17 protein-coding genes are annotated in these 21,786 nt (G+C 68.5%); 7 read left to right on the top strand and 10 right to left on the bottom strand.

Going from position 1 to position 21,786, the window contains the following annotated elements:
• From ZRA01_RS12455 to ZRA01_RS12445, 3 genes are all read left to right on the top strand, one after another.
• A partial coding sequence (locus ZRA01_RS12455; protein WP_141352650.1) for a recombinase family protein occupies positions 1-306 on the top strand: 306 nt, incomplete at its 5' end.
• 307 nt (positions 307-613) lie between these two features.
• A complete protein-coding gene (locus tag ZRA01_RS12450; protein ID WP_141352648.1) occupies positions 614-1,309 on the top strand; it encodes a hypothetical protein in 696 nt (231 codons plus the stop codon).
• Positions 1,257-1,685, top strand: coding sequence for a ComEA family DNA-binding protein (locus ZRA01_RS12445; protein ID WP_141352646.1), 429 nt, complete (start codon positions 1,257-1,259; stop codon positions 1,683-1,685). The genes ZRA01_RS12450 and ZRA01_RS12445 overlap by 53 nt, the downstream gene beginning before the upstream one ends.
• 79 nt (positions 1,686-1,764) lie before the next feature.
• Here ZRA01_RS12445 and ZRA01_RS12440 read toward each other — a convergent pair whose 3' ends face one another.
• The 6 genes from ZRA01_RS12440 to ZRA01_RS12415 form a co-directional block, all read right to left on the bottom strand.
• A complete protein-coding gene (locus ZRA01_RS12440) occupies positions 1,765-2,304 on the bottom strand; it encodes a M48 metallopeptidase family protein (RefSeq protein WP_141352644.1) in 540 nt (179 codons plus the stop codon).
• Positions 2,305-2,378: 74 nt separating this feature from the next.
• Complete coding sequence (locus ZRA01_RS12435) at positions 2,379-3,110, bottom strand: phosphate/phosphite/phosphonate ABC transporter substrate-binding protein (RefSeq protein ID WP_141352642.1); 732 nt, start codon at positions 3,108-3,110, stop codon at positions 2,379-2,381.
• Between the two features lie 244 nt (positions 3,111-3,354).
• On the bottom strand, positions 3,355-4,389 hold the full coding sequence (locus ZRA01_RS12430) for a phospholipase A (RefSeq protein ID WP_141352652.1): 1,035 nt from the start codon (positions 4,387-4,389) through the stop codon (positions 3,355-3,357).
• Positions 4,390-4,498: 109 nt separating this feature from the next.
• Positions 4,499-10,126, bottom strand: coding sequence for an excinuclease ABC subunit UvrA (gene uvrA, locus ZRA01_RS12425; protein ID WP_141352640.1), 5,628 nt, complete (start codon positions 10,124-10,126; stop codon positions 4,499-4,501).
• A gap of 83 nt (positions 10,127-10,209) precedes the next feature.
• On the bottom strand, positions 10,210-12,192 hold the full coding sequence (locus ZRA01_RS12420; RefSeq protein ID WP_141352638.1) for a DUF1631 family protein: 1,983 nt from the start codon (positions 12,190-12,192) through the stop codon (positions 10,210-10,212).
• Positions 12,193-12,273: 81 nt separating this feature from the next.
• On the bottom strand, positions 12,274-12,768 hold the full coding sequence (locus ZRA01_RS12415) for a hypothetical protein (RefSeq protein ID WP_141352636.1): 495 nt from the start codon (positions 12,766-12,768) through the stop codon (positions 12,274-12,276).
• A 139-nt stretch (positions 12,769-12,907) separates the two neighbouring features.
• Here ZRA01_RS12415 and ZRA01_RS12410 point away from each other — a divergent pair, with 139 nt between their 5' ends.
• Positions 12,908-13,765 carry an HDOD domain-containing protein gene (locus ZRA01_RS12410; protein ID WP_170182971.1) on the top strand — a complete coding sequence of 286 codons (858 nt, stop codon included), beginning with the start codon at positions 12,908-12,910 and terminating at the stop codon, positions 13,763-13,765.
• A 64-nt stretch (positions 13,766-13,829) separates the two neighbouring features.
• Here the strand turns inward: ZRA01_RS12410 and ZRA01_RS12405 are convergent, their stop codons facing one another.
• From ZRA01_RS12405 to ZRA01_RS12390, 4 genes are all read right to left on the bottom strand, one after another.
• Positions 13,830-16,349 (bottom strand): DNA topoisomerase III, encoded by a 2,520-nt coding sequence (locus ZRA01_RS12405; RefSeq protein ID WP_141352632.1) that lies wholly within the window; start codon positions 16,347-16,349, stop codon positions 13,830-13,832.
• 92 nt (positions 16,350-16,441) lie between these two features.
• Complete coding sequence (locus ZRA01_RS12400; protein WP_141352630.1) at positions 16,442-16,921, bottom strand: Smg family protein; 480 nt, start codon at positions 16,919-16,921, stop codon at positions 16,442-16,444.
• Between the two features lie 26 nt (positions 16,922-16,947).
• A complete protein-coding gene (dprA, locus tag ZRA01_RS12395) occupies positions 16,948-18,036 on the bottom strand; it encodes a DNA-processing protein DprA (protein ID WP_141352628.1) in 1,089 nt (362 codons plus the stop codon).
• 19 nt (positions 18,037-18,055) lie between these two features.
• Positions 18,056-19,165 (bottom strand): LysM peptidoglycan-binding domain-containing protein, encoded by a 1,110-nt coding sequence (locus ZRA01_RS12390; protein WP_141352626.1) that lies wholly within the window; start codon positions 19,163-19,165, stop codon positions 18,056-18,058.
• A 137-nt stretch (positions 19,166-19,302) separates the two neighbouring features.
• Here ZRA01_RS12390 and def point away from each other — a divergent pair, with 137 nt between their 5' ends.
• From def to htpX, 3 genes are all read left to right on the top strand, one after another.
• Entirely contained in the window at positions 19,303-19,806 is a 504-nt protein-coding gene (def, locus tag ZRA01_RS12385; protein ID WP_141352624.1) for a peptide deformylase, read from the top strand.
• Entirely contained in the window at positions 19,806-20,726 is a 921-nt protein-coding gene (gene fmt / locus ZRA01_RS12380) for a methionyl-tRNA formyltransferase (protein ID WP_141352622.1), read from the top strand. The genes def and fmt overlap by 1 nt, the downstream gene beginning before the upstream one ends.
• Positions 20,727-20,816: 90 nt before the next feature.
• The gene (gene htpX, locus ZRA01_RS12375; protein ID WP_141352620.1) at positions 20,817-21,671 is read left to right on the top strand and encodes a zinc metalloprotease HtpX; all 855 of its coding nucleotides are present in this window, start codon (positions 20,817-20,819) and stop codon (positions 21,669-21,671) included.
• Positions 21,672-21,786 lie beyond the last annotated feature (115 nt).

Below are 21,786 nucleotides of genomic sequence, written 5' to 3'. Positions count from 1 at the left end.
AAGGCCAAGGGCGTGTCGGTGGTTTCGATGCGGGAAGGCTTCGACCTGGCCACGCCCGCCGGAAAGCTGATGCTGACCATGCTTGCCGCGGTGGCGGAGCTGGAGCGGGAAAACCTCAAGGCCCGCCAGCTCGCCGGCCTCGAACGCGCCAAGGCCGAAGGCAAGGCCCTGGGGCGGTCCAAGAGCATTGACGATGCCGCCGTCTGCGCCTGGCGTGCCGAGAACTCCGCCAGCATCAAGACGACGGCCGAACACTTCGGCATTTCGGCTGCGAGTGTGAAGCGGGCTTGCTCGAAGGGCGAGTGACGCACCGAGCCTAAGCCCTTTCCCTGCCCCGTAATTCGCCCTGGGGGTAGATTTAGGGGTATCGCCACAACGTGAAAACCTGAACACCTTTGCTGACGCGGGTTTCATGACATTGTTAGATAGAGTGCTACTCTGAAAGCCCTCCGCCGAGACCCGCACCGATGTGGTGCAAGCCCTTTGTTGGTGCGGGTTTCGGGGGTTTTCTGCCCTCTGTCGGTGCATCCAAAAAATCAATCGCCGTTTGATTGACGCTGCCCCGCCAGCCCCCGCAGAATCGTGCGCTTTCCAGACTGCCAGGCCGCACACGATGCAAACCCCCAAGCTCCTCCGGGTCACCCCGGGCCCGCGTACCGGCGACGTCCGGCTCGGCTCAACCCATGCCTACGGCTTCAGCGGCGACCACGTCCGCCTCGACGCCGAGCTGCTCGTCGCCGCCTCGGCCAAGGTCGATGACCGCGACTGGGCGCTCCAGTTGTGGGCCTGCGCCGAACCCTTCGATGGCCATGCCGGCGCCGGCACGCTGGTCGCCCAGGTTCCCATCGGCCCGCTGAGCACCGAGTCGCAGCAGTACGTGGGCGCCGAAGGCGCCGCCTTCCCGCCCGCAGGCCACGGCACCCACACCATGGTGCTGGTGCTCGCCGCCGGCCACGACGGCCGTTTCGACGAAGTCCACGACTACGCCAACTACCCGCGCCGCGAGAGCTTCGCCCAGCCCGAGATCAACGGCCCCGCCGGCTTCGAACTCGGCGACGGCAGCGCCACCCTCCACGCCGCCGGCATCACCAACCCCCGCGCCCCGGACAACCTCAGCGGCACCCTGTCCCTCGAGCTGTGGGCCCTCACCGCACCCTACACCAGCGGCAAGCCCGACGGCGTGCCGCTCGCCGCCAGCCAGCTCGGCTGCCTGGGCGGCCAGCAAGCCTGGCACGACGTGCGCGTCGACGTGCCGCTTGCCAGCCAGCCAGCCGGCCGGCAGCTGGCACATCGCCCTGCTGCTGCGTGAGTGGACGCCGATCGGCTTCGTGACCCGCGACTACGCCAACTTTGCGCAGCCCGTCAGCTGGCCCGAAACCACCGCCGCGGCACCTGCTGCGGCCGCCCCCGGATCCGAACCGGCCGCCAAACCCACCAAGGCCACCAAGGCCGGCAAAGCCGCGGCCAAATCCAGCGCCAAGGACAAGCCCAGCAAGGCGAAGCCCGCCGCGGTCTCGGTCAACACCGCCAGCAGCGCCGAGCTCGCCGCGGTCAAGGGCCTCTCGAAGACCGTCGCCGCAGCCATCGTCGCAGCCCGCCCGTTCGCCAGCCTCGACGAGCTGCTCAAGGTCAAGGGCCTCGGCAACAAGCTGCTCGACAAGCTGAAGGGCAGCCTGACGCTCTGAGCGCCCCCAGGGCCGGGCTCCGCCCAGCCCGCCGCAGGCATCGGCGCCGACGCCAGCCCTCACGGCTGGCGTCATGCATTCACGGGGCGGGGCTCCCTCCGGGCGCGCCCCACGGCGCCGCCCCGCCCGCCTCGACCCAGCACAGCCAGGCCCGCACGTCGAACTCGAGCTGGTGATAGGCCGGCTCGATATGGCAGCACAGCTGATAAAACGCCTTGTCGTGCGCCGGCTCCTTCAGGTGGGCGAGTTCGTGGGCGACGATCATCCCCAGAAACTCCGGCGGCGCCTCGCGGAACACATCGGCGATGCGGATCTCGCGCCGGGTGCGCAGCTTGCCGCCCTGCACCCGCGCCACCCGGGTATGGGTGCCCAGCGCGTTGTGGAGGCTCGCGAGCTTGCCGTCCCACAGCACCTTGCTGAGCGGCGGCGCGTTCTTGAGGCGGCTCGCCTTGAGCCCGCTCACGTAGTCGTACAGCGCCCCGTCGTTGCGCACGGCGTGGGGCTGTGGATACCGGCGGAGCAGGCGCTCGCCCAGGCTGCCGTCAGCGAGGCAGGCGCCCACCTGGTCGACGAGGTGCGCGGAGTAGCCGGCGAGGTATTTGAGGTGGGCGGCGGTCATCGCGAAAGCCGGATGTGGATGGGGGCCGGATTTTACCCCGACCCCCATCCCTGCGACGGTTGCCACCGAGCCCCTCAGCCTCCGGCGAGCTTGATCAGCACCGGGATGATCTCGTCGCCGATCGGCTCGAAGGCCTTGAACTTCAGGTCTTCGAGCACCCGCAGGCCGGCCGGGTCGAGGTGCATGCCGCACAGGATCTGCTGGATCGCCTCCCGCTTGTCGGCCCACTCGGGCGCCACCATGAAGCAGTGGAAGGCGTGGCCGTCGTGGCTCTCGCCGATCACCTGCAGTTCGGCGCGGGTGGAGGCGTTCATGCCGGCCCAGGTTTCGTTGAAGACGAAACCCAGGTCGGCCTCGCCCTGAAGCACGGCCTTGGCCGCATTGAGGTGGTTGCCGACAAACTTGAACTCCGCCGCCCCGCTGTCGATCCCCGCCCGCTCGAGCACCTTGAGGCCCAGGTTGTGGATGATGAGCTTGTCGGTGGCGCTGGCGATGCGCGGCGCCGCCGGCACCTCGGCGCCGGCACGGGCCACCACGATGGTCTCATCGACGACATTCACCGGCCGGGCCACCGGCACGAAGCCCTTGTCGCGGGCAAAACACAGGGCGCTGTACGGGTTGGCATACACGACCACGTGATGCTCCTCCTCCAGCACGGCCTTGCGTTCGATCAGGAAGTTGTCCTGGGGCTCGAAGTGGATGCCCGTGCCGAGCTTGCGCTGCAGGTAGGTGTTGAGGGTGAACCAGCCGAGCAGGTTCTTGGCAGTGTCGTGGGGGCAGACACTGAGCTTGTATTGACTGACCATCCGCTCAGCCTCCGGACTTGGGAGAAAGGGAGGCCGACGGGAGTGTCGACGGATTTTGCTGGGGCATGACTTTCACCTCTGACGGGTTGAATTGCTGTCTCTAACCCTCGGCCATGTTGCGACCGTGGTTCCGTCGAGCATGATAACTGCAAGCCGCGTGACACAAAATTGCATTTTTTCGCCTTGCAGCAAAATGCGTCACATCAGGATGTCGTTCGGGTGCCCTCTTGTCGTGAATCCAGTGCTATAGCCAGTCCACCAGCGAGACGCCGAGGCCGAAGGTGCTCTGGCGGTGGTTGTAGTCGATCAAGGTCTCGCCGTATCCGGTGAAAAACTGCAGGTAGCCCTTGAGGTTGCGGTGAATGGGGAAGGTCCAGTCGACCTGGGCCGAGCCACGGCTGCTGAAACCCGGCCGCAGGTTGAAGGAGAGCTCGTGGGCATCCAGGCGCCAGATGGCCTGCAGGTCGCCGTAGCCGAGGTAGCGGCTGATGTCCGGGTTGTCGTCCTTACTGGCCGTCTCCTCGAAGCGCTTCCAGCTGCGCAGCATCAGCGCGAAATCGCCCCTCTCGATGCCGCCCTGCAGCATCAGCCGATTCCAGCTGCGCGACAGGGGCTGGCCACGGCCGTTGGACTGGTGGTTGAGGCCGACGGAGAGCATCTTCACCTTGAAGCCCAGGCCGGCATCCAGGTTGGTGCGGAACACCGCCATCAGCTCGGGCTCGTAGCCGGTCTCGCGGAAGGGCGACGAGAAGCTCTTGTTGTACACCTGCCAGTTGGACTGCTGGGTGTAGCCCAGCCACAGGTCGCCATGGCGGCCCACCAGGCCTTCCCACAGCTTGGTCTTGAAGCTGATCTGGTACTTGGCCTCCACCGGATCGACATCGACGGGCTCGTTCAGCGCGTTGGCCGGGTTGGGCGAGGTCGGCATCCGGTTGGCCGAATTGGTCCATCGCCCGAGCAGGATGTAGGTGGGCTTGTAGGGGGTGATCAGAAAGGTGCCGCGCTTGTCCTCGGCGTCGAGCTCCCAGCGCTTCGAGAGGGCCGAGGGCTCCCGGGCCAGCGGCACGGCGGCGGCCGGGGGTGGCGCCTCCTGGTGCGGCCGGCCGACCGATTCGTCGTAGCAGGCTAGGCGCTCGGTGTTGTCGGCGATCGCCGCGCAGGCGCCCGGATTGCCGGCCAGCGCGCCGGCCGACAGCACGGCGAGGCCGAGCGCACCAGCCCCCTGCTGCAACGCGGCCAGGCGTGGCCGACCTGTGGTTTGGTTCTTGTCGAACGACATTTTCATCACCTCTTCGTCACATTCTGCGTGGCCGCAAACCCATACCGGCGCCGCGACCCGATTGTCGGCGACTTGCCCGAAGCCTGTCGAGACGTGGCAGCGGAGCACATCACCCGCCCGCCCGCCGGGCGGCCAGGAACTCGCCGAGGATGCGCCCGGTGTGGGAGCGGGCCACCTGCACCACCGCCTCCGGCGGCCCTTCGGCGACGATCTCTCCGCCGCCGTCGCCGCCCTCCGGGCCGAGGTCGATGATCCAGTCGGCCTCGGCCATCAGGTCGAGGTCGTGCTCGATGACCAGCACCGTATGGCCGGCCGCGGCGAGGCGGTGCAGCACGTGGATCAGCTTCTCCACGTCGGCCATGTGGAGGCCGACGGTGGGCTCGTCGAGCACATACAAAGTGTGCTTTTCGGGCGGCAGCGGGCGGCCCGGGCCGCTGGGCGACTCACCGGCCCGGCCGCGCACCTTGGCCAGCTCGGAGACCAGCTTGATGCGCTGGGCCTCGCCGCCCGACAGCGTCGGGCTGGGCTGGCCGAGGGTGAGGTAGCCGAGGCCCACGTCCTGCAACAGCTTGAGCGGGTGGGCGATGGACGGGTGGGCGGCAAAGAACTCCACCGCGTCCTCGACGGCCATGTTCAGCACCTCGGCGACACTCTTGCCCTTCCAGCGCACGGCCAGGGTCTCGGGGTTGAAGCGGGCGCCGCCGCAGGCCTCGCAGGGGAGCTTGACGTCGGGCAGGAAATTCATCTCGACGGTGATCTGGCCCTGGCCCTCGCACACCGGGCAGCGCCCGGCGCCGGTATTGAAGGAGAAGCGCGAGGCCGTCCAGCCGCGGATCTTCGCCTCGTTGGTATCGGCGAAGAGCTTGCGGATGGCGTCCCAGAAGCCGATGTAGGTGGCCGGGCAGGAGCGCGGCGTCTTGCCGATGGGGGTCTGGTCCACCTCGAGCAGGCGGCCGATCAGCTCGCGGCCGGCGAGCCGGGTGCAGCCCACCGGGCCGTCGGCGGCGAGGCTGGCATGCAGCACGTCGCGGGCGAAGGTGGACTTGCCCGAGCCGGACACGCCGGTCACCACCGTCAGCCGGCCCAGCGGCACGCGGCCGGTGACGTTCTTCAGGTTGTGCAGCGTGGCGCCTTCGACGATGAGCGCCGGGTGATCGTCGCTGACCTCGCGGCGCGGGGCGAGCGGGTGCTGCAGCGGCGCCAGCAGGCAGCGGCCGGTGGCCGATTCGGGGGCCGCCATCAGGTCGGCGAGGCGCCCTTCGGCCACCACCCGGCCGCCGCGCACCCCGCCGCCGGGGCCGAGGTCGATGACGTGGTCGGCGCGGCGGATGGTGTCCTCATCGTGCTCGACCACCAGCAGGGTGTTGCCGCGGCCGCGCAGGGCCTCCAGGGTGTCGAGCAGCAGCTGGTTGTCGCGCGGGTGCAGGCCGATGGTCGGTTCGTCGAGGATGTAGCACACCCCGGTGAGGTTGGAGCCGAGCTGGGCCGCCAGCCGGATGCGCTGGGCCTCGCCACCCGACAGCGTGGGCGCGGCGCGGTCGAGGGCCAGGTAGCCGAGGCCGACCTGCTGCAGAAAATCGAGCCGACCGCGGATCTCGGCCACCAGGTCGCGGCCGATCTCGGCCTCGCGGTGGGCCAGCTGCAGGCCGCCGAAGAAGCCCGACACCTTGCCCACCGGCAGCGAGGCGAGCTCGTGCAGTCCCAAGTCGCGGAAGCGCACCGCGCGGGCCACCGGGTTGAGGCGGGCGCCGTGGCAGCTGGGGCAGGCTTCGTCGCTTTCGGCCTCCAGTTCGCCCAGATCGAGCTCGTCGGGGTTCTCGACGCGGCCGGCGATCTTGAGGCCGGTGCCGTAGCAGTCCGGGCACCAGCCGTGCTTGGCGTTGTAGGAGAACAGCCGCGGGTCGGGCTCGGGGAAGCTGGTGCCGCAGTCGGGGCAGGCGCGCAGCGTGGACAGGGTGAGCAGCGGCACGCCGGGGGCGTCAAGGCGGTTCACCTTGAGCACGCCCTTGCCGTGCTCAAGCGCGGCCTGCACCTGCTCGCGCAGGGCGGCTTCGGTGTCGGGGCCGACCACCAGCATGCCCACCGGCAGCTCGATGTTGTGCTCCTTGTAGCGGTCGAGGCGCGGCCACTTTTTGGTGGGCAGGTAGTCGCCATCGACGCGCAGCTGCTCGAAGCCCTTGCCGCGGGCCCACTTGGCGAGGTCGGTGTACAGGCCCTTGCGGTTCACCACCAGCGGTGCCAGCAGCTCGACCGACTCGCCAGCCGCTTCGCGCATGATCTGGGCGACGATGGCCTCGAAGCTCTGGGGCGTGACGGGCACATCGCAGCCGGGGCAGTACTGGGTGCCGAGCTTCACGTAGAGCAGGCGCAGGAAGGGCTGGATCTCGGTGAGGGTGCCCACCGTGCTCTTGCGCCCGCCGCGGCTGACCCGCTGCTCGATGGCGACGGTGGGCGGGATGCCGAAGATGGCGTCCACGTCGGGCCGCGCCGAGGGCTGGGCAAACTGCCGGGCGTAGGCGTTGAGGGATTCCAGGTAGCGCCGCTGGCCCTCGCCGAACACGATGTCGAAGGCCAGCGTGGACTTGCCCGAGCCGGACAGGCCGGTGATCACCGTGAACTGGTCCCGCGGAATCGACAGGCTGACGTTCTGCAGGTTGTGGTGGCGGGCGTGGCGGATGGTGATCGCCGGGTCGGGCACCGCCCGGTAGCGCACCGGCGGCTCGGCCACCACCGGCGCCGCCTGCAGCGCGGCGAGCTGGGCGGCGTAGTCGGCCAGGGCCCGCCCGGTTTGGGAGGCCGGCGTGGCGACGAGCTGAGCCGGCGTGCCTTCGGCGACGATCTGCCCGCCGCCGCTGCCGCCCTCGGGGCCGAGGTCGACGAGCCAGTCGGCGGCGGCGATCACGTCGAGGTTGTGCTCGATGACGACCAGCGAGTGGCCGGCATCCAGCAGCTTCTCGAAGGCCGACAGCAGCGTGGCGACATCCTCGAAGTGCAGGCCGGTGGTGGGCTCGTCGAACAGGAAGAGCAGGCCGGGCTCATCACTCACAGCGCCGACCGCGCCCTTCTTCGACTTCTTGGCCGCCAGCTGGGCGGCTTCGGCGAGGTAGCCGGCGAGCTTGAGGCGCTGGGCCTCGCCTCCGGAGAGCGTGGGCACCGGCTGGCCGAGGCGCAGGTATTCGAGGCCGACGTCGGCCAGCGGCGCCAGCGCGGCGAGCACGGGCTTTTGATCGGCGAAGAAGGCCAGGGCCTCGGAGACGGTCATCTCGAGCACGTCGGCCACCGACTTGCCGCGCCAGTCGAGGGCCAGGATCTCGGGCCGGTAGCGCTTGCCGTCGCAGTCCGGGCAGCGCAGATACACGTCCGACAAAAACTGCATCTCGACGTGCTCGAAGCCCGAGCCGGTGCAGGTGGGGCAGCGCCCGGTGCCGGAGTTGAAGCTGAAGGTGCCCGGCGTGTAACCGCGCTCCTTGGCCTCGTCGAGGTTGGCGAAGAGCTTGCGGATGGCGTCCCAGGCACCCACGTAGCTCACCGGGTTGGAGCGCGCGCTCTTGCCGATGGGCGACTGGTCCACCATCACGACGCCCTTGATGTGCTCGGTGCCCAGGAGGCCGCCAAAGGCGCCGGGCGGCTCGGCCGGCTGGCCGAAGTGCTTGGCCAGCGCCGGGAACAACACGTCCTGGATCAGCGTGGATTTGCCCGAGCCGGACACGCCGGTGATACCCACCAGGCGCCGCAGCGGGATTGCCAGATCGACGCCCTGCAGGTTGTGCTGGCGGGCGCCGGTGAGGCTGAGGCGCGGCGCATCGGCGGCCACCGGGCGCATCTGGCGGCGGGTGTCGACGCGCTTGCGGCCGGCCAGGTAGGCGCCGGTGAGCGAGGCGGGATCATTGGCGATGGAGGTGGGCGCACCGTAAGCGACGATCTCGCCGCCGCGCTCGCCGGGGCCGGGGCCGATGTCGAGCAGGCGGTCGGCGGCGAGCATCAGCTGCGGGTCGTGCTCGACGACGACCAGCGAGTTGCCGGCGTCGCGCAGGCGCTCCATCACCCCGAGGATGCGCCCGATGTCGCGCGGATGGAGGCCGATGGACGGCTCGTCGAGCACGAACAGGGTGTTCACCAGCGAGGTGCCCAGCGCGGTGGTGAGGTTGATGCGCTGCACCTCGCCGCCCGACAGGGTGCGCGACTGGCGATCCAGCGTGAGGTAGCCGAGGCCGACGTCCTGCAGGTACTTGAGGCGCCCGCGGATCTCGCCGAGAAGAAGCTCGGTGGCTTCGTCCAGCGGCGCGGGCAGCTCGAGGGCTGCGACGAAGGGCGTGATCTCGTCGATGGGGCGGGCCATCAGCTGATGGATGGGGAGAGGGAAACAGGAAGTGGGAAGTGGGCCTTGCTCGGCGTCGGTGCGCTGGCGATCGTCAGGCGCGGACGCGTCAGCCTGCGCCCCCATTCCCCATTCCCTACTTCCCACCGCCCCACTCCCCAGCCGCCACAGCAGCGCATCGGGCTTGAGGCGGGCGCCGTGGCAGGCCGGGCATTCGGTGTAGCTGCGGTAGCGCGACAGCAGCACCCGGATGTGCATCTTGTAGGCCTTGCTCTCTAGCCAGTCGAAGAAGTGGCGCACGCCGTACCAGTAGCGCGGCCACGACGAATCCCAGTTCTTCCACTTGTCGTCGCCTTCGAGCAACCAGCGGCGGTGCTCGGCCGGCAGGTCGCGGAAAGGGATGTCCATGGCCACGCCGTACTTCTTGGCCATCTTCTCGAGATCGCCCTGGCACTCCTTGAAGCTGGGGCTCTGCCAGGGTTTGACAGCGCCTTCGGCGAGGGTCTTGGATTCGTCGGGGATGACCAGCCCGAAATCGACGCCGATAACCCGCCCGAAGCCGCGGCAGGTTTCGCAGGCGCCGATGGGCGAGTTGAAGGAGAACAGGCTGGGCGTGGGCTCGGCGTAAGCGATGTCGCAGTCGGCGCAGTGGAGGCCGGTGCTGAACTTCCAGCGGGTTTCGTCACCGTCGCCCAGGGCATGCACGCTGAGGCGGCCGTGGCCGGCGGCGAAGGCGGTCTCGAGGGCCTCCATCACCCGGGCGTGCTCGGCGCCGGCCAGGCGGAAGCGGTCCTGCACCACATGCAGCAGGCTGCCGTCGCGGGCGTGGATGCGGGTGTAGCCCTGGCGGGCCAGCAGCTCGGTGATCTCGTCCTCGCTGAAATTGCCCGGCACCGTAACCGGAAAGCTCACCACCAGGCGCGGGTCGCCGGCCGCGGCGGCGCGGGCCGACAGCTCGGCGAACACCGTGGCCGGCGTGTCGCGCTTCACCGGCTGGCCGCAGCCGCGGCAATGCAGCCGCGCGGCCCGGGCGTAGAGCAGCTTGAAGTGGTCGGTGAGCTCGGTCATCGTGCCCACCGTCGAGCGCGAGGTGCGCACCGGGTTGGTCTGGTCGATGGCGATGGCCGGCGGCACGCCTTCGATGCGATCCACCTGGGGCTTGTCCATGCGGTCGAGGAACTGCCGCGCGTAGGGCGAGAAGGTCTCGACGTAGCGGCGCTGCCCCTCGGCATACAGGGTGTCGAAGACCAGCGAGCTCTTGCCCGAGCCGGACACGCCGGTCACCACCACGAGTTCGTGGTGGGGGATGTCGAGGGACAGGTTCTTGAGGTTGTTCTGGCGGGCGCCGCGGATGCGGATGGCGGCGCTGTCGTCGGGGCCGGCAGCGTGGGGGGCCGGGCAGGCGGGATCGGAGCACATGGCGAGGGGCTATAAATGCGGGCGATCCGCATTGTAGAGCGCCCGGGCGCTGCGGGTGCGCCCTCGGCCCTCCGCTCAGCCCCTCAAGTGTGGACCAGCTTGCTGCTGGCGGCTTCGTCCACGATGGAAACCGGCCGGAACAGCTGCGTCTCGGGCAGCTCGACCTGCTGGGACAGGGCCCGGGCGGTGATCGCCAGCTGCACGTTGTCATCGCCGTCGGCGATCAGGATGACCTGCCGCAGCGGCGCGAACTGGGCCACGAAGCCGCGCATCACGCTGCCGTCGGGCAGCGCGACGGAGACCGTGTCGCCGACCTCCAGGGCCGCCCAGGCGGGCGGCAGCGGGAGCTCGCCCGGCACGTACTGCTTGTGCTTGAGCACGCGCAGCCCCGACTTTTCGGCGCGGCTGCTCAAGGTGGGCCGGCAGGAGGAGCGGCGCGGCACGAACTCGGGGGCCGGCTTGCCGGCAATCAGGTTGGCGTGGAGCGCCATGCAGGGCGCCAGGGCGTCCCAGATGCGGGATTCGGTCAGGCCGACCCAGCCCAGGCCTTCCTTGAGTTCCTCGATCAGATAGGGGATCTCGGCGACGCGCCGTTTCAGGCTCCGCGCGCCCTGGCTGTCGTCCACCGTGGCCAGCAGCCGGTTGGCGGTGTGCAGGCGGGTCGCCCATTCGGCGCTGTCGGAGCCGTGGCGGTAGGCCACCTTGGCGATCACATGGACCCAGTAGTTTTCGAGGAAGTTGCGCACCGGGCTGGGCTTGGCGTGACCGATCACCAGATACAGCGCGCGGCAGGCGTGCTGCAGGGCCACATCGCGCCGCTCCATGCGCTCGACCTCGCTCTTGAAGGCCGCCGCCCGGGCCACGGCGCTGCGCTGACGGCTGAGGACGAGGGCTTCCACGGCCCCCAGCGCCGCCTCGAAATCCTTGTCGGAGATGCGCGGGGCCTGGGCCAGGGTGTTCACGATGGTGAGCAGGCCGCGGCAGACCGGCAGGTCCGGCGAGCAATCGGGGGCCACCGTGCGCCCGAGGTTGGCGATCTGATCCACCATGCGCAGGGCCGCATGGCGTTCGGCCGCGAGCAGGGTCTCGCTACGCAAAGCCAGGCGCAGCAAGGGCACCCGCAGCCTGGCGATGAGGGAGCGGAAGGGGGTCGGCAGCCTGGGCGCCTCGGCGGCATAGCCACAGATGGTCTCGATGACCTCGACCGCGGCCGCCTTGGTCGGGCTGAGCAGGGCCCCCAGCTCGCTGGCCCCGAGCGACACCGGGACACCCGCGCCGTATTGCTGGCGCTCGCCCAGCCAGGCCTCGATGCGATCGATGAGCGCCGACGCGAGGCTGCGGTCCAGGCCGCCCGCCGGCTGGGGCTTGCCCTTGTGGCGGGCCAGCACCGAGAGACGCAGCGCATCCACCGGATGGACGCCGAGCTTCACACGGGCCGCCGGGCTGTCCGCCGAATCAGGGGCCTCCTCGTCCGGCTCCACGTGCTGGGGCCGGCCTCGCACGCGGGCCCCCAGGCCCTCGTTCGCCAGCTCGTGCTCGAAGGCCCGGTAGAAACCGGACAGATGCCGGCGCAAGGGCTCCTCGAGCTGCTGGAGGAGGCCCAGGGCCTCGGTGGCGCTGAGACGCTCGGCTTCCTTCAGGCCGCGCAGGGCCCGGCAGACACTCTCGGTACCGAGGGGCGACTCGTCCTGCAGCACCAGCGGCGTGCCGACCAGCTGCATTCTCATGCGCATGTGGAGGGCCGCCAGATCACGCCCGCAGTAATCGTGCAGGCGCTGATCGAGGTTGATCAGGGCGATCGAGTAATCCGTCTCGTTGTCGTGAACGAGATTCATCCGCGACGCGGTGAGCCCGCGGACGTCCTCGGGGCCACGCCCTGGGCGCTGGCTGGAGAGCTCGTCGAAACACTCCCCGGCCGCGCCAGTGAAGGCATCCAGCCAGTCGGGATGGTGGATGACCTCCTCCGCCGCCTCGCGGAGTGCTTGCAGGAAGCGGCTCCGGCTGCGGGTCAGCAGGGCCTCTGCCCGCTCGGCCGGTGAGCCGCCGGATCGGGACTGCTGGGTCATGGGGATGGGGAAGGTGTTCGTCCGGTTTGTCGGCCCCCATTTATACACAAGGCGTCCGACGGTCCGCCGTGACGCACGCCCTCAAACCCCTAATTTAGACACCACGCGGCGCCCGATCCGCAGCGCGAACCACGCCGCGAGGCCCCATTTGCACGCCGCGCACAGGGCCGACAAGGGGATCGCCGCCGTCTGCGCCCCGAAGGGGCCAGCCAGCACCTGTAGCTGGAGCAGGTTCTCCAGCAGATCGAAGAGCGCGGCCCCGGGCAGCATCCAGGCCGTGCGGGCCATGGCCTGCGCCTCGGCGGCCGGGTACAGGCCGCTGCGGGTGGCCAGCAGGTAACCGAAAACCGCGTAAATGACGGCGTGCACTCCGTCGTAACCAAAATGCCCCTGGTATGCTCTTTGCCCAAGCTCACCCCATAGGCCTAGAATCTCCCAATAGCGTCCGGCATGAAAAGTTAACTGCAGAGTCAGAATATTTGGCCGTAAACCACCGAGCAGGTAAGCGAGGTATGTCTGGGACGACACGAAGGCCAGGCTGGCGACGATCAACACGCCGCGCGGTTTGCGTGTCATGGCTCAGCCCTCCGTTCCTCGGCAAGGCCGGTCTGGCGCTCCCCGCAAAAGGGCGAACAGACACGGCCGGCCATGGCCTCCAGATGGAAAGATGTTTCTTGAGAGCGTTCCAAACCCAGCATTACAGGCCCCCACCGCCATGAATACAGACACCTTACTCCAGACGCCCTCCCAAGCGGAACTTGAGGGAGTCCTCGCCAACATCCGCATCCCCGCCTGCCCGGCCACCGTCAACGAGGTGATGTTCGAGGCCCAGCGCGAAGACCCCTCCATCAAGGTGCTGACCCGCATCCTGTCGTCTGACGTGGGCATGTCGGCGATGGCGGTGAAGCTGGCCAACTCGCCAATCTTCGGCAGCGCGGCACCGGTGCGCAGCGTGCAGCAGGCAGTGAGCCGGCTGGGCATCAGCAACATCCTGAACGTGGTGATCTCGGTTGCCCTGCGCAATGCCTCGGGCAACCCACCCACGCCCTTGATGGAAAAATTCTGGTCCCGCGCCTCGACCCTGGCCCTGGCCACCGGTGTGCTGGCACGCAAGCATGTGGGCATCTCACCCGAGAGCGCCTACACCTACGCCCTGTTCCACGACGCGGCGATCCCGGTGATGCTGGCCAACTTCCCGGATTACGCCGCCGTCTATGCCGCCTCCCAGGATCGTGCCGCCGCCCTGATCACCCAGGAGCAGCAGCGTTTCAAGTGCGACCACGCGGTGGTCGGCTGGCTGCTGGCCCGCAACTGGGGGCTGCCGCCGACGATCGCCGCGGCGATCCGCTATCACCACGACCCGGAAGTTTATATCCTGCCCGAGAAGGAGCTGCCGGCCGGCGCCCTCGCGCTGATCGCGGTCACCCTGATCGCCGAGCACGTGATCAGCGATTTCGTCGACGACGCGGACATCGTGAGCGAGCGCGCCCTGGACAACGCCAAGATCTTCCTCGGCACCACCGATGCCGAGATCGACGACTTCCGAGAGACGATCATCGCCGCCCTCGCCTGAGGCCGCGCACACGTAAAAAAGCCCGCCGGAGATGGCGGGCTTTTTTTACGCCGCGAGGGCCGGGCTACTCGGACGCGGCCTTCTTGCGGGCTGCGGGTTTTTTAGCGGCGGGCGCCTTGGGCTCCTTCTTCTCGAACTCGAAGCCGACCTTGCCGTCGTCGCCCCGCACCAGGAAGGCCGAGAACTTGCGCTTGGTGCGGCTGGAGACGAAGCCACGAAGCAGGTCGGTCTTGCCGGTTTCGAGGAGCTTGTACATCTGCTCGCGCTCGATGGGCTGCTGCAGGATGATCTTGCCGGACCGGAAATCGCACGACTTGCCCGGCCCGACGGACTTCTCGCAGACGTAGGAAAGGCCGTGCTCGAAGACCCGCGACGCGCACTTCGGGCAGGCGCCCAGGGGCTGCTGATCGGAGAAATCCACCGGCTCGGCGTTCTCGTCCTCCTTCGGCTGACCGAAGTCGAACTCGGGCTGCTTGTCGTCGTTGAGGCGGATCTCGGCGTTGAAGAGGCGCCCCATCTTGTTGCGGAAGCCCAGCAGCGGCCCGACCCGCCCGGACGACAGCAGCATCTCGATCTCGTCGATCTCGAACTGGCGGCCAGCGACGATCTTCCAGGCGCTCCAGTCGCAGCTCTGGCAGGCGAACTTCTTGTAGTTCTCCTTCACGACGCCGCCGCACTTGGGGCAGGGCGTGGCCAGGGTGGCGAAGTCGCCGGGCACGGTGTCGGATTCGTAGCGCTTGGCCCGCTCGACGATGTCCCGGGTCATGGCCTGGATGTGCTCCATGAACTCGGCGCGGGACAGCGCACCTCGCTCCATCTGGGCCAGCTTGTGCTCCCACTCGCCGGTGAGCTCGGGCGAGGTGAGCTCGTTGGTGCCAAGGCCGCGCAGCAGGGTGATCAGCGAGAAGGCCTTGGCGGTCGGGATGAGCTCCTTGCCGTCCCGCAGCATGTAGGTTTCGCCGATCAGGTTCTCGATGATCTGGGCCCGGGTGGCCGGGGTGCCGAGGCCTCGGCCGGCCATCGCGGCGCGCAGCTCCTCGTCATCCACCATCTTGCCGGCACCTTCCATGGCCGACAGCAGCGTGGCTTCGTTGAAGCGGGCAGGCGGCTTGGTGACCAGGGACTTCACGAGGATCTCGTCGGTGCTCACCTTCTCGCCGGGCTCGACGGCCACCAGCTGGGGCGCACCGCCCTCATCCTCGCTCACCGCGGCGGACTTGCCGTACACCGCCAGCCAGCCCGGATTGACGAGGATCTTGCCCTCGGTCTTGAAGGCCTCGCCCTCGACCCGGGTGATGCGGGTGGTGATGCGGTACTCGGCTGCAGGGTAGAACACCGACAGGAAGCGCCGGGTGACCAGGTCGTAGATCTTGGCCTCGGCCTCAGACAGGCTCTTGGGCGCCGTACCGGTGGGGATGATGGCGAAGTGGTCGGAGATCTTGGCGTTGTTGAAGATGCGCTTGTTGGGCTTGGCCCAGCCGTGCTTGACGATCTCGTTGGCAAACGGCGCGTAGGTGTCCGGCAGGCCGCCGAGGATGCCCTTGACCTGGCCCACGTAGTCTTCAGGGAGCGCGCGGGCGTCGGTACGCGGGTAGGTGAGGACCTTGTGCTTTTCGTAGAGGGCCTGGGCCAGCTGCAGCGTGGTGCGGGCCGAGAAGCCGAAGCGGCCGTTGGCCTCGCGCTGCAACGAGGTGAGGTCGAACAGCAGCGGCGAGAGCTGGGTGGACGGCTTGGATTCTTCTTCCACCGTGCCCGGCTTGCCCTCGCACTTGGCCTTGATAGCCTCGGCGCGGGCCTTGTCCCACAGCCGGAAGGCGGTGGCGTGCTCGAACAGCGGGGCGCCCTCCTCGGGCTTCCGGAAACCTTCGTCGAACCAGCGGCCGGCATAGGCGCCAGCCTGGCAGCCGAAGCTGGCCTCGAGCTCCCAGTAGTCGGTGGGCTTGAAGGCGCGGATCTTCTCTTCGCGTTCGACGACGATCGCCAGCGTCGGCGTCTGTACGCGGCCGACGGTGGTGAGGTGGAAGCCGCCCGTCTTGGAGTTGAAGGCGGTCATCGCCCGGGTGCCGTTGATGCCGATCAGCCAGTCGCTCTCGGCGCGGCACACCGCGGCCTCGCGCAGGCCCTCGACATCCGAGGCGGCCCGCAGCTGGGAGAAGCCGTCGCGGATCGCGGTGGCGGTCATCGACTGCAGCCACAGGCGCTGGACAGGCTTGGTGGTGCCGGAATGCTGCACGATGAAACTGAAGATCAGCTCGCCCTCGCGCCCCGCGTCACAGGCGTTGATCAGGCCGGTGACGTCCTTGCGCTTGATGAGGCGGGTGAGCAGCTTGAGCCGGTCTTCGGTCTTCTCGATGGGGTTGAGCGCGAAATGCGGCGGAATCACCGGCAGGTGCGCAAACGACCACTTGCCGCGCTTGACCTCGAACTCGGCCGGCACGGTGAGCTCGAGCAGATGCCCGACCGCCGACGAGAGCACGTAGTGCTCCGACTCGAAGTAATCTTTTTCTTTGGTGAAGCCACCGATGGAGCGGGCGATGTCCGCCGCAACCGATGGTTTTTCCGCGATGATCAGTTGCTTGCTCATGCCCGTGGTGCGACCGAAGACGCCTGACTCTGGTTATGGGGGAGCGGCGCATCATACGAAAGGCTGCGCCGGGCTTGCAAGCGGGGGGCCGGCTAATGCAGGACGATGGCCTCGATGTCGTCCTCGGGCTCGTCGGCGTCGTTGAGGAGTTCGTCGAGGATCAGGCCATTGATCGGCCTGTCCTGCTGCCACAGGACCATCAGCACGATGACCTTCAGGTTCTCGAGTTCGATCTCGGTCTCGCCCAGCGCCAGCGCGCGTTCGACGATCATCTCGCGGCAGGCCGCATCGAGGATGCCGGAGTTTTCGAGGAACTGCAGGAAGCCACGGCACTCGACGCCCAGGCGCAGCAGCTCGTCCTGGGCATAAATGCGCAGCGAACCGGGGCGCGCGCAGTGGGACGGGCTTTCGCCGTCGGACATCTGGCGCAGGCCCGACAGCCATTCGAGGGCATCGGCGATTTCTTCTTCCTCGAAACCCGCGGCGGTGAGCTTGCGCGCCAGTTGTGCGGGCTCGGGGCACGCATCGGCGTGGACGTAGTTCTCGAAGAGGTAAACGAGGATGTCGAACATGGCTCGGGGCCTGGGGCCGGTCGATTTCAGAGGCGCTGGAGACGCCCGCCGGGCAGGCGCGACACCCGTCCGTCAAGCTCCAGCGCAAGCAGAATGGCGTAGAGCGCTTCCGCCGTCAAGTTGGTGCGCTGCACCAGGGCATCCATATCAACCGGGTCGTGCCCCATTGCACGTATCACCTGCGCCTCGTCACCCTCGTCGTCGACGGGCGCCGAATCAAGCTGCGGTGCGGCTTCGCGTGGCGCGAGCCGTAATTCATCGAGTATATCGACGGCGGTCTCGACGAGCTTGGCGCCGTCGCGGATCAGCTGGTGACACCCCCGCGCGACCGGCGAATGGATCGAGCCGGGGATCGCGAAGACCTCGCGCCCACAGTCGGTGGCCAGCCGCGCGGTGATCAGCGAACCGCTCTTCAAGGCCGCCTCGACCACCAGCACCCCCTGGGCCAGCCCAGCGATGAGGCGGTTGCGGCGCGGGAAGTTGTGGGCCAGCGGGCCGATGCCGAGGGGAAACTCGCTGACGATCACCCCTGCCTCGGCGATCTGCCGGGCCAGCGCGGCGTTACGCGCCGGGTAGATGCGGTCGGCGCCGGTGCCGATGACGGCCACCGTGGAGCCTGGCCCGGCCAGGCCGCCCCGGTGGGCAGCGGCGTCGATGCCCAGCGCCAGGCCGCTGACGATGCACAGCCCGGCCTCCGACAGCGCGCGGGAGAAGGACTCGGCGTTGGCCTCGCCCTGGGGCGTGGCGTTGCGGGCCCCGACCACCGCCAGCGAAGGCCGCGACAACAGCGCCGCGTCGCCCTTCACGTACAACGCGACGGGCGGGTCGGGGATTTCGAGGAGCGCGGCGGGATAGGCTTCGTCGCCGAGGGTCAGCAGGCGGTTGCCCGGCTGGGACAGCCATTCGAGGGCGACTTCCACCGCTGGCGTGGCATCGTGCTCGAGCAGGGTGCGCGCTGCGGGGCCGCCGATGACCGCCGCAATCGCCGAATGCCCGGCGGCGTAGATGCCCTCGGGTGGGCCGAAGGCAGCCAGCAGCTGCCGCTGCTGGCCGGGCCCGACACCCGGGGTGAGGATCAGGCGCAGCCAGGGCGCCAGGGGGTCGCTGGACGGCAAGGCGAACGGGCTGGACGCGTCAGGGTTTGCGGACGCTGTCGGCCACCGTCACCGGCCCGACGCTCTCCATCACCAACCCGTAGGAGATGCGCTCGAAGACACGGAAGACGAAGACGAGGCCGTAGCGCTGCTCGGGCAGCTGGAACTGCTGCGGCGCCCCCACGTCGTCTTCGCGATAGACGGTCTTGCCCCGGTTGCGATGGAGCGACAGCACATGCCCGACTTCGACGCCCTCGCGCTTGCCGAGGCTGAGGGACACCACGTTGTAGCGGCCCGTTTCGGCCACGCCATTGACGACGGACACGACACGGCCGTCCAGATCCTGGTCGGGCGCGTGGGGCACGTAACTGAACAGCTCGGGCCGGCCGGCCGGCAGCAGGCGGTCGCCCTTGCCGATTTCCTGCTTGGAGCTGCTCACCACGAGGCCGGCGGGAATCTGCACCTTGCCATCATCGGCCTTGGCTGCGGCATCGTCGGGAGACAGCACGCCCGCCTCGGAGCTGACCCGCGCCTGACCAAGGTAGGTGGCTTCATAGCCGAGGACCTCGCCGGTCACCGGGTCACGGAGGGGCTTGGCCTTGCGGTAGATGTTCCAGGTGGGCACGCCCGGGGTGATGCGGGTGGCGAAGATGGTATCGCCGGCACTGGTGAACACCCGACCTTCCTGGGTCGCGACGATGATCCCGGCGCCGTTGTCCTCTTGGTCGCTCACCACCAGCGGCTCGGTGAGGAAGGGCGCGATGGCGCGCACCGGAATACTCTGGATCGCCGCCTTGGCGGGTTCGGAATACACCTGCGGGAAGCGCTTTTCGTAGAGCGCCCGATTGCTGCCGCCCTGGCCGATGCGCCGCCCCAGGCTGAGGGTCGGCCCCCGGCGGTCGAGGAAGATCATCTGGCCCGGGTAGATCAGGTGCGGGTTGCGGATCTGCTCGCGGTTGAGGCGCCAGACTTCGGGCCAGCGCCAGGGTTCCTTGAGGAACTTGCCGGAAATACCCCACAGGGTATCGCCGGGCACGACTTCATGGCTATCGGGCGCGCCATCGGCAATCTGGATGGGGCCGGCGGCCCCGGCAGCTGCAGGAACCAGAGCGGCGACGCCAATCAGGAGGGCGGATATAATGCGAATCATTGAAATTTTGCTCGCTTTCGAATTTCGCGCGCTTTCAGCGGTCTGATGTGCAGAGCCGGATGTTCGCCTCGACACGACGCGAGCATCCCAGATTTGGCTCAAAATTCTGCACGTAAAGTCTTAATCCGGCAATCTTTATGGCTCTCCTACCCATTCTCCGCTACCCCGACCCCCGCCTCCACACCCGCGCTACCCAAGTTGTCGAGGTGAACGACGAGATCCGCAAGCTGGTCAACGACATGGCCGAAACCATGTACGAAGCCCCCGGCATCGGCCTCGCGGCTACCCAGGTTGACGTGCACAAGCGCGTCGTCGTCATCGACGTCTCCGAGGACAAATCCGGCCTGCTGGCCCTGATCAACCCCGAGATCATCGCCCGTTCGGGCGAACAGGTGTGTGAAGAAGGCTGCCTGTCGGTGCCCGGCATCTACGACAAGGTCGCCCGCGCCGAGCAGGTGCGCGTGCGCGCCCTCAACCCAAAGGGCGAGACCATCGAGTTCGACGCCGACGGGCTGCTCGCCGTCTGCGTTCAGCACGAGCTCGACCACCTCGACGGCAAGGTCTTCGTCGAATACCTGTCCCAGCTCAAACAGACCCGCATAAAGGGCAAACTGGCCAAGAAGGCCCGGATCACCGCCTGATGAAAGTCGCCTTCGCCGGAACCCCCGAATTCGCCGCTGCCGCCCTCGAGGCCATCCTCGCCGCCGGCTTCGACGTCCCCCTCGTCCTCACCCAGCCCGATCGCCCGGCCGGCCGCGGCATGCAGCTGCAGCCCAGCCCGGTGAAGCGGGTCGCGCTGGCCGCCGGCATCCCGGTGCATCAGCCCGAAAAACTGCGCACGCCCGAGCAGCAGGCGCCGCTGGCGGCCGTGCAGGCCGACGTGCTGGTGGTGGCCGCCTACGGCATCATCCTGCCCCAGGCCGTTCTCGACCTGCCGCGCCACGGCTGCCTCAACATCCACGCCTCGCTGCTGCCGCGCTGGCGCGGTGCCGCCCCCATCCACCGGGCGATCCAGGCCGGGGACGCGGCGACCGGCATCACCATCATGCAGATGGATGCCGGCCTCGACACCGGGCCGATGCTGCTGTCCCGCGCCGAAGCCATCCACGCCGACGACACCACCGGCAGCCTCCACGACCGCCTCGCCCAGCTGGGCGCCGACATGATCGTCGAGGCGCTGCGGGCGCTGCCGGGCGGCCTCACCGCCACGCCCCAGCCCGCCGACGGCGTGACCTACGCCGCCAAGATCGGCAAGACCGAGGCCAGCGTCGACTGGAACCGCCCGGCCGCCGAGCTCGAGCGCGCCATCCGCGCCTTCAACCCCTTCCCCGGGGCCGTCGCCACGCTGCAGCAAACACCCGTCAAGCTGTGGCGGGCGCGGGCCATCGACGCCGCCGGCACGCCGGGCGAAGTGCTGTTGGCCGAGGGCGCCGGCGTGATCGTCGCCTGCGGCGAAGGCGCGCTGTGCATCACCGAGCTGCAAAAGCCGGGCGGCAAGCGCCTGCCCGCCGCCGAGTTCCTGCGCGGCATGCCGATCGCCGCGGGCAGCCGATTCGACTGAAAACCTTGCCGGCCGATTGAATTTTCTGCGGCCGGCATCATCTAAACGTCGGTTCCCCACTTAGCATCCCGAAAGGATGGATAGTCAAAAATGTTAGGCAACTGGCTGAAAACCTCGATCCTGATGGCCGGCATCATCGCCCTCTTTGGCGCGATCGGGATGATGCTGGGCGGCAAGCAGGGCATGCTGCTGGCGCTGGTCTTCGGCGGCGCGATGAACATCTTCGCCTACTGGAATTCCGACAAGATGGTGCTGCGCATGTACAACGCGCAGCAGGTCGACGAGACCTCCTCGCCCTACCTCTACAACATGGTGCGCGAGCTCGCCGGCCGGGCTCAGCTGCCGATGCCCAAGGTCTACATCATCCACGAAGACCAGCCCAACGCCTTCGCCACCGGCCGCAACCCCGAGAACGCCGCCGTCGCGGCCACCACCGGCATCCTGCAGATGCTCTCCGAGCGCGAGCTGCGCGGCGTGATGGCCCACGAACTCGCCCACGTGAAGCACCGCGACATCCTGATCTCGACGATCTCGGCCACCATGGCCGGTGCCATCTCGGCGCTGGCCAACTTCGCGATGTTCTTCAGCGGTCGCGACGAGGAAGGCCGCCCGACCAACATGATCGCCTCGATCGCCGTGTCCCTGCTCGCTCCGCTGGCAGCCAGCCTGATCCAGATGGCGATCTCCCGCGCCCGCGAGTTCGAGGCCGACCGGGGCGGCGCCGAGATCGCCGGCGACCCGCACGCCCTGGCCGACGCGCTGATGAAGATCGACGCCTTCGCCCGCGGCATCCCGATGCCGACCGCCGAAGCCCACCCGGAAACCGGCCAGATGATGATCATGAACCCGCTCTCCGGCGGCGGCCTGCGCGGGCTCTTCAGCACCCACCCGGCCACTGAAGAACGCGTCGCACGGCTGCGCGCCCTGGCGGGCGGCAGGCGCTGAAGCGCCCGTAACCCCGGATACCCAGATGCAAAACCCGGCCGCGGCCGGGTTTTTCATATCGTTCTCCCAAGGAAACGCAGGGCCTCCCCACGTCTCCTTGCCCCCCCACGGGGGA

This window comes from Zoogloea ramigera, from assembly GCF_006539865.1.
Lineage (GTDB): Bacteria > Pseudomonadota > Gammaproteobacteria > Burkholderiales > Rhodocyclaceae > Zoogloea > Zoogloea ramigera.
The sequence above is the reverse complement of the archived record's forward strand: the minus strand, read 5'-3'. Positions and strand labels throughout refer to the sequence as shown.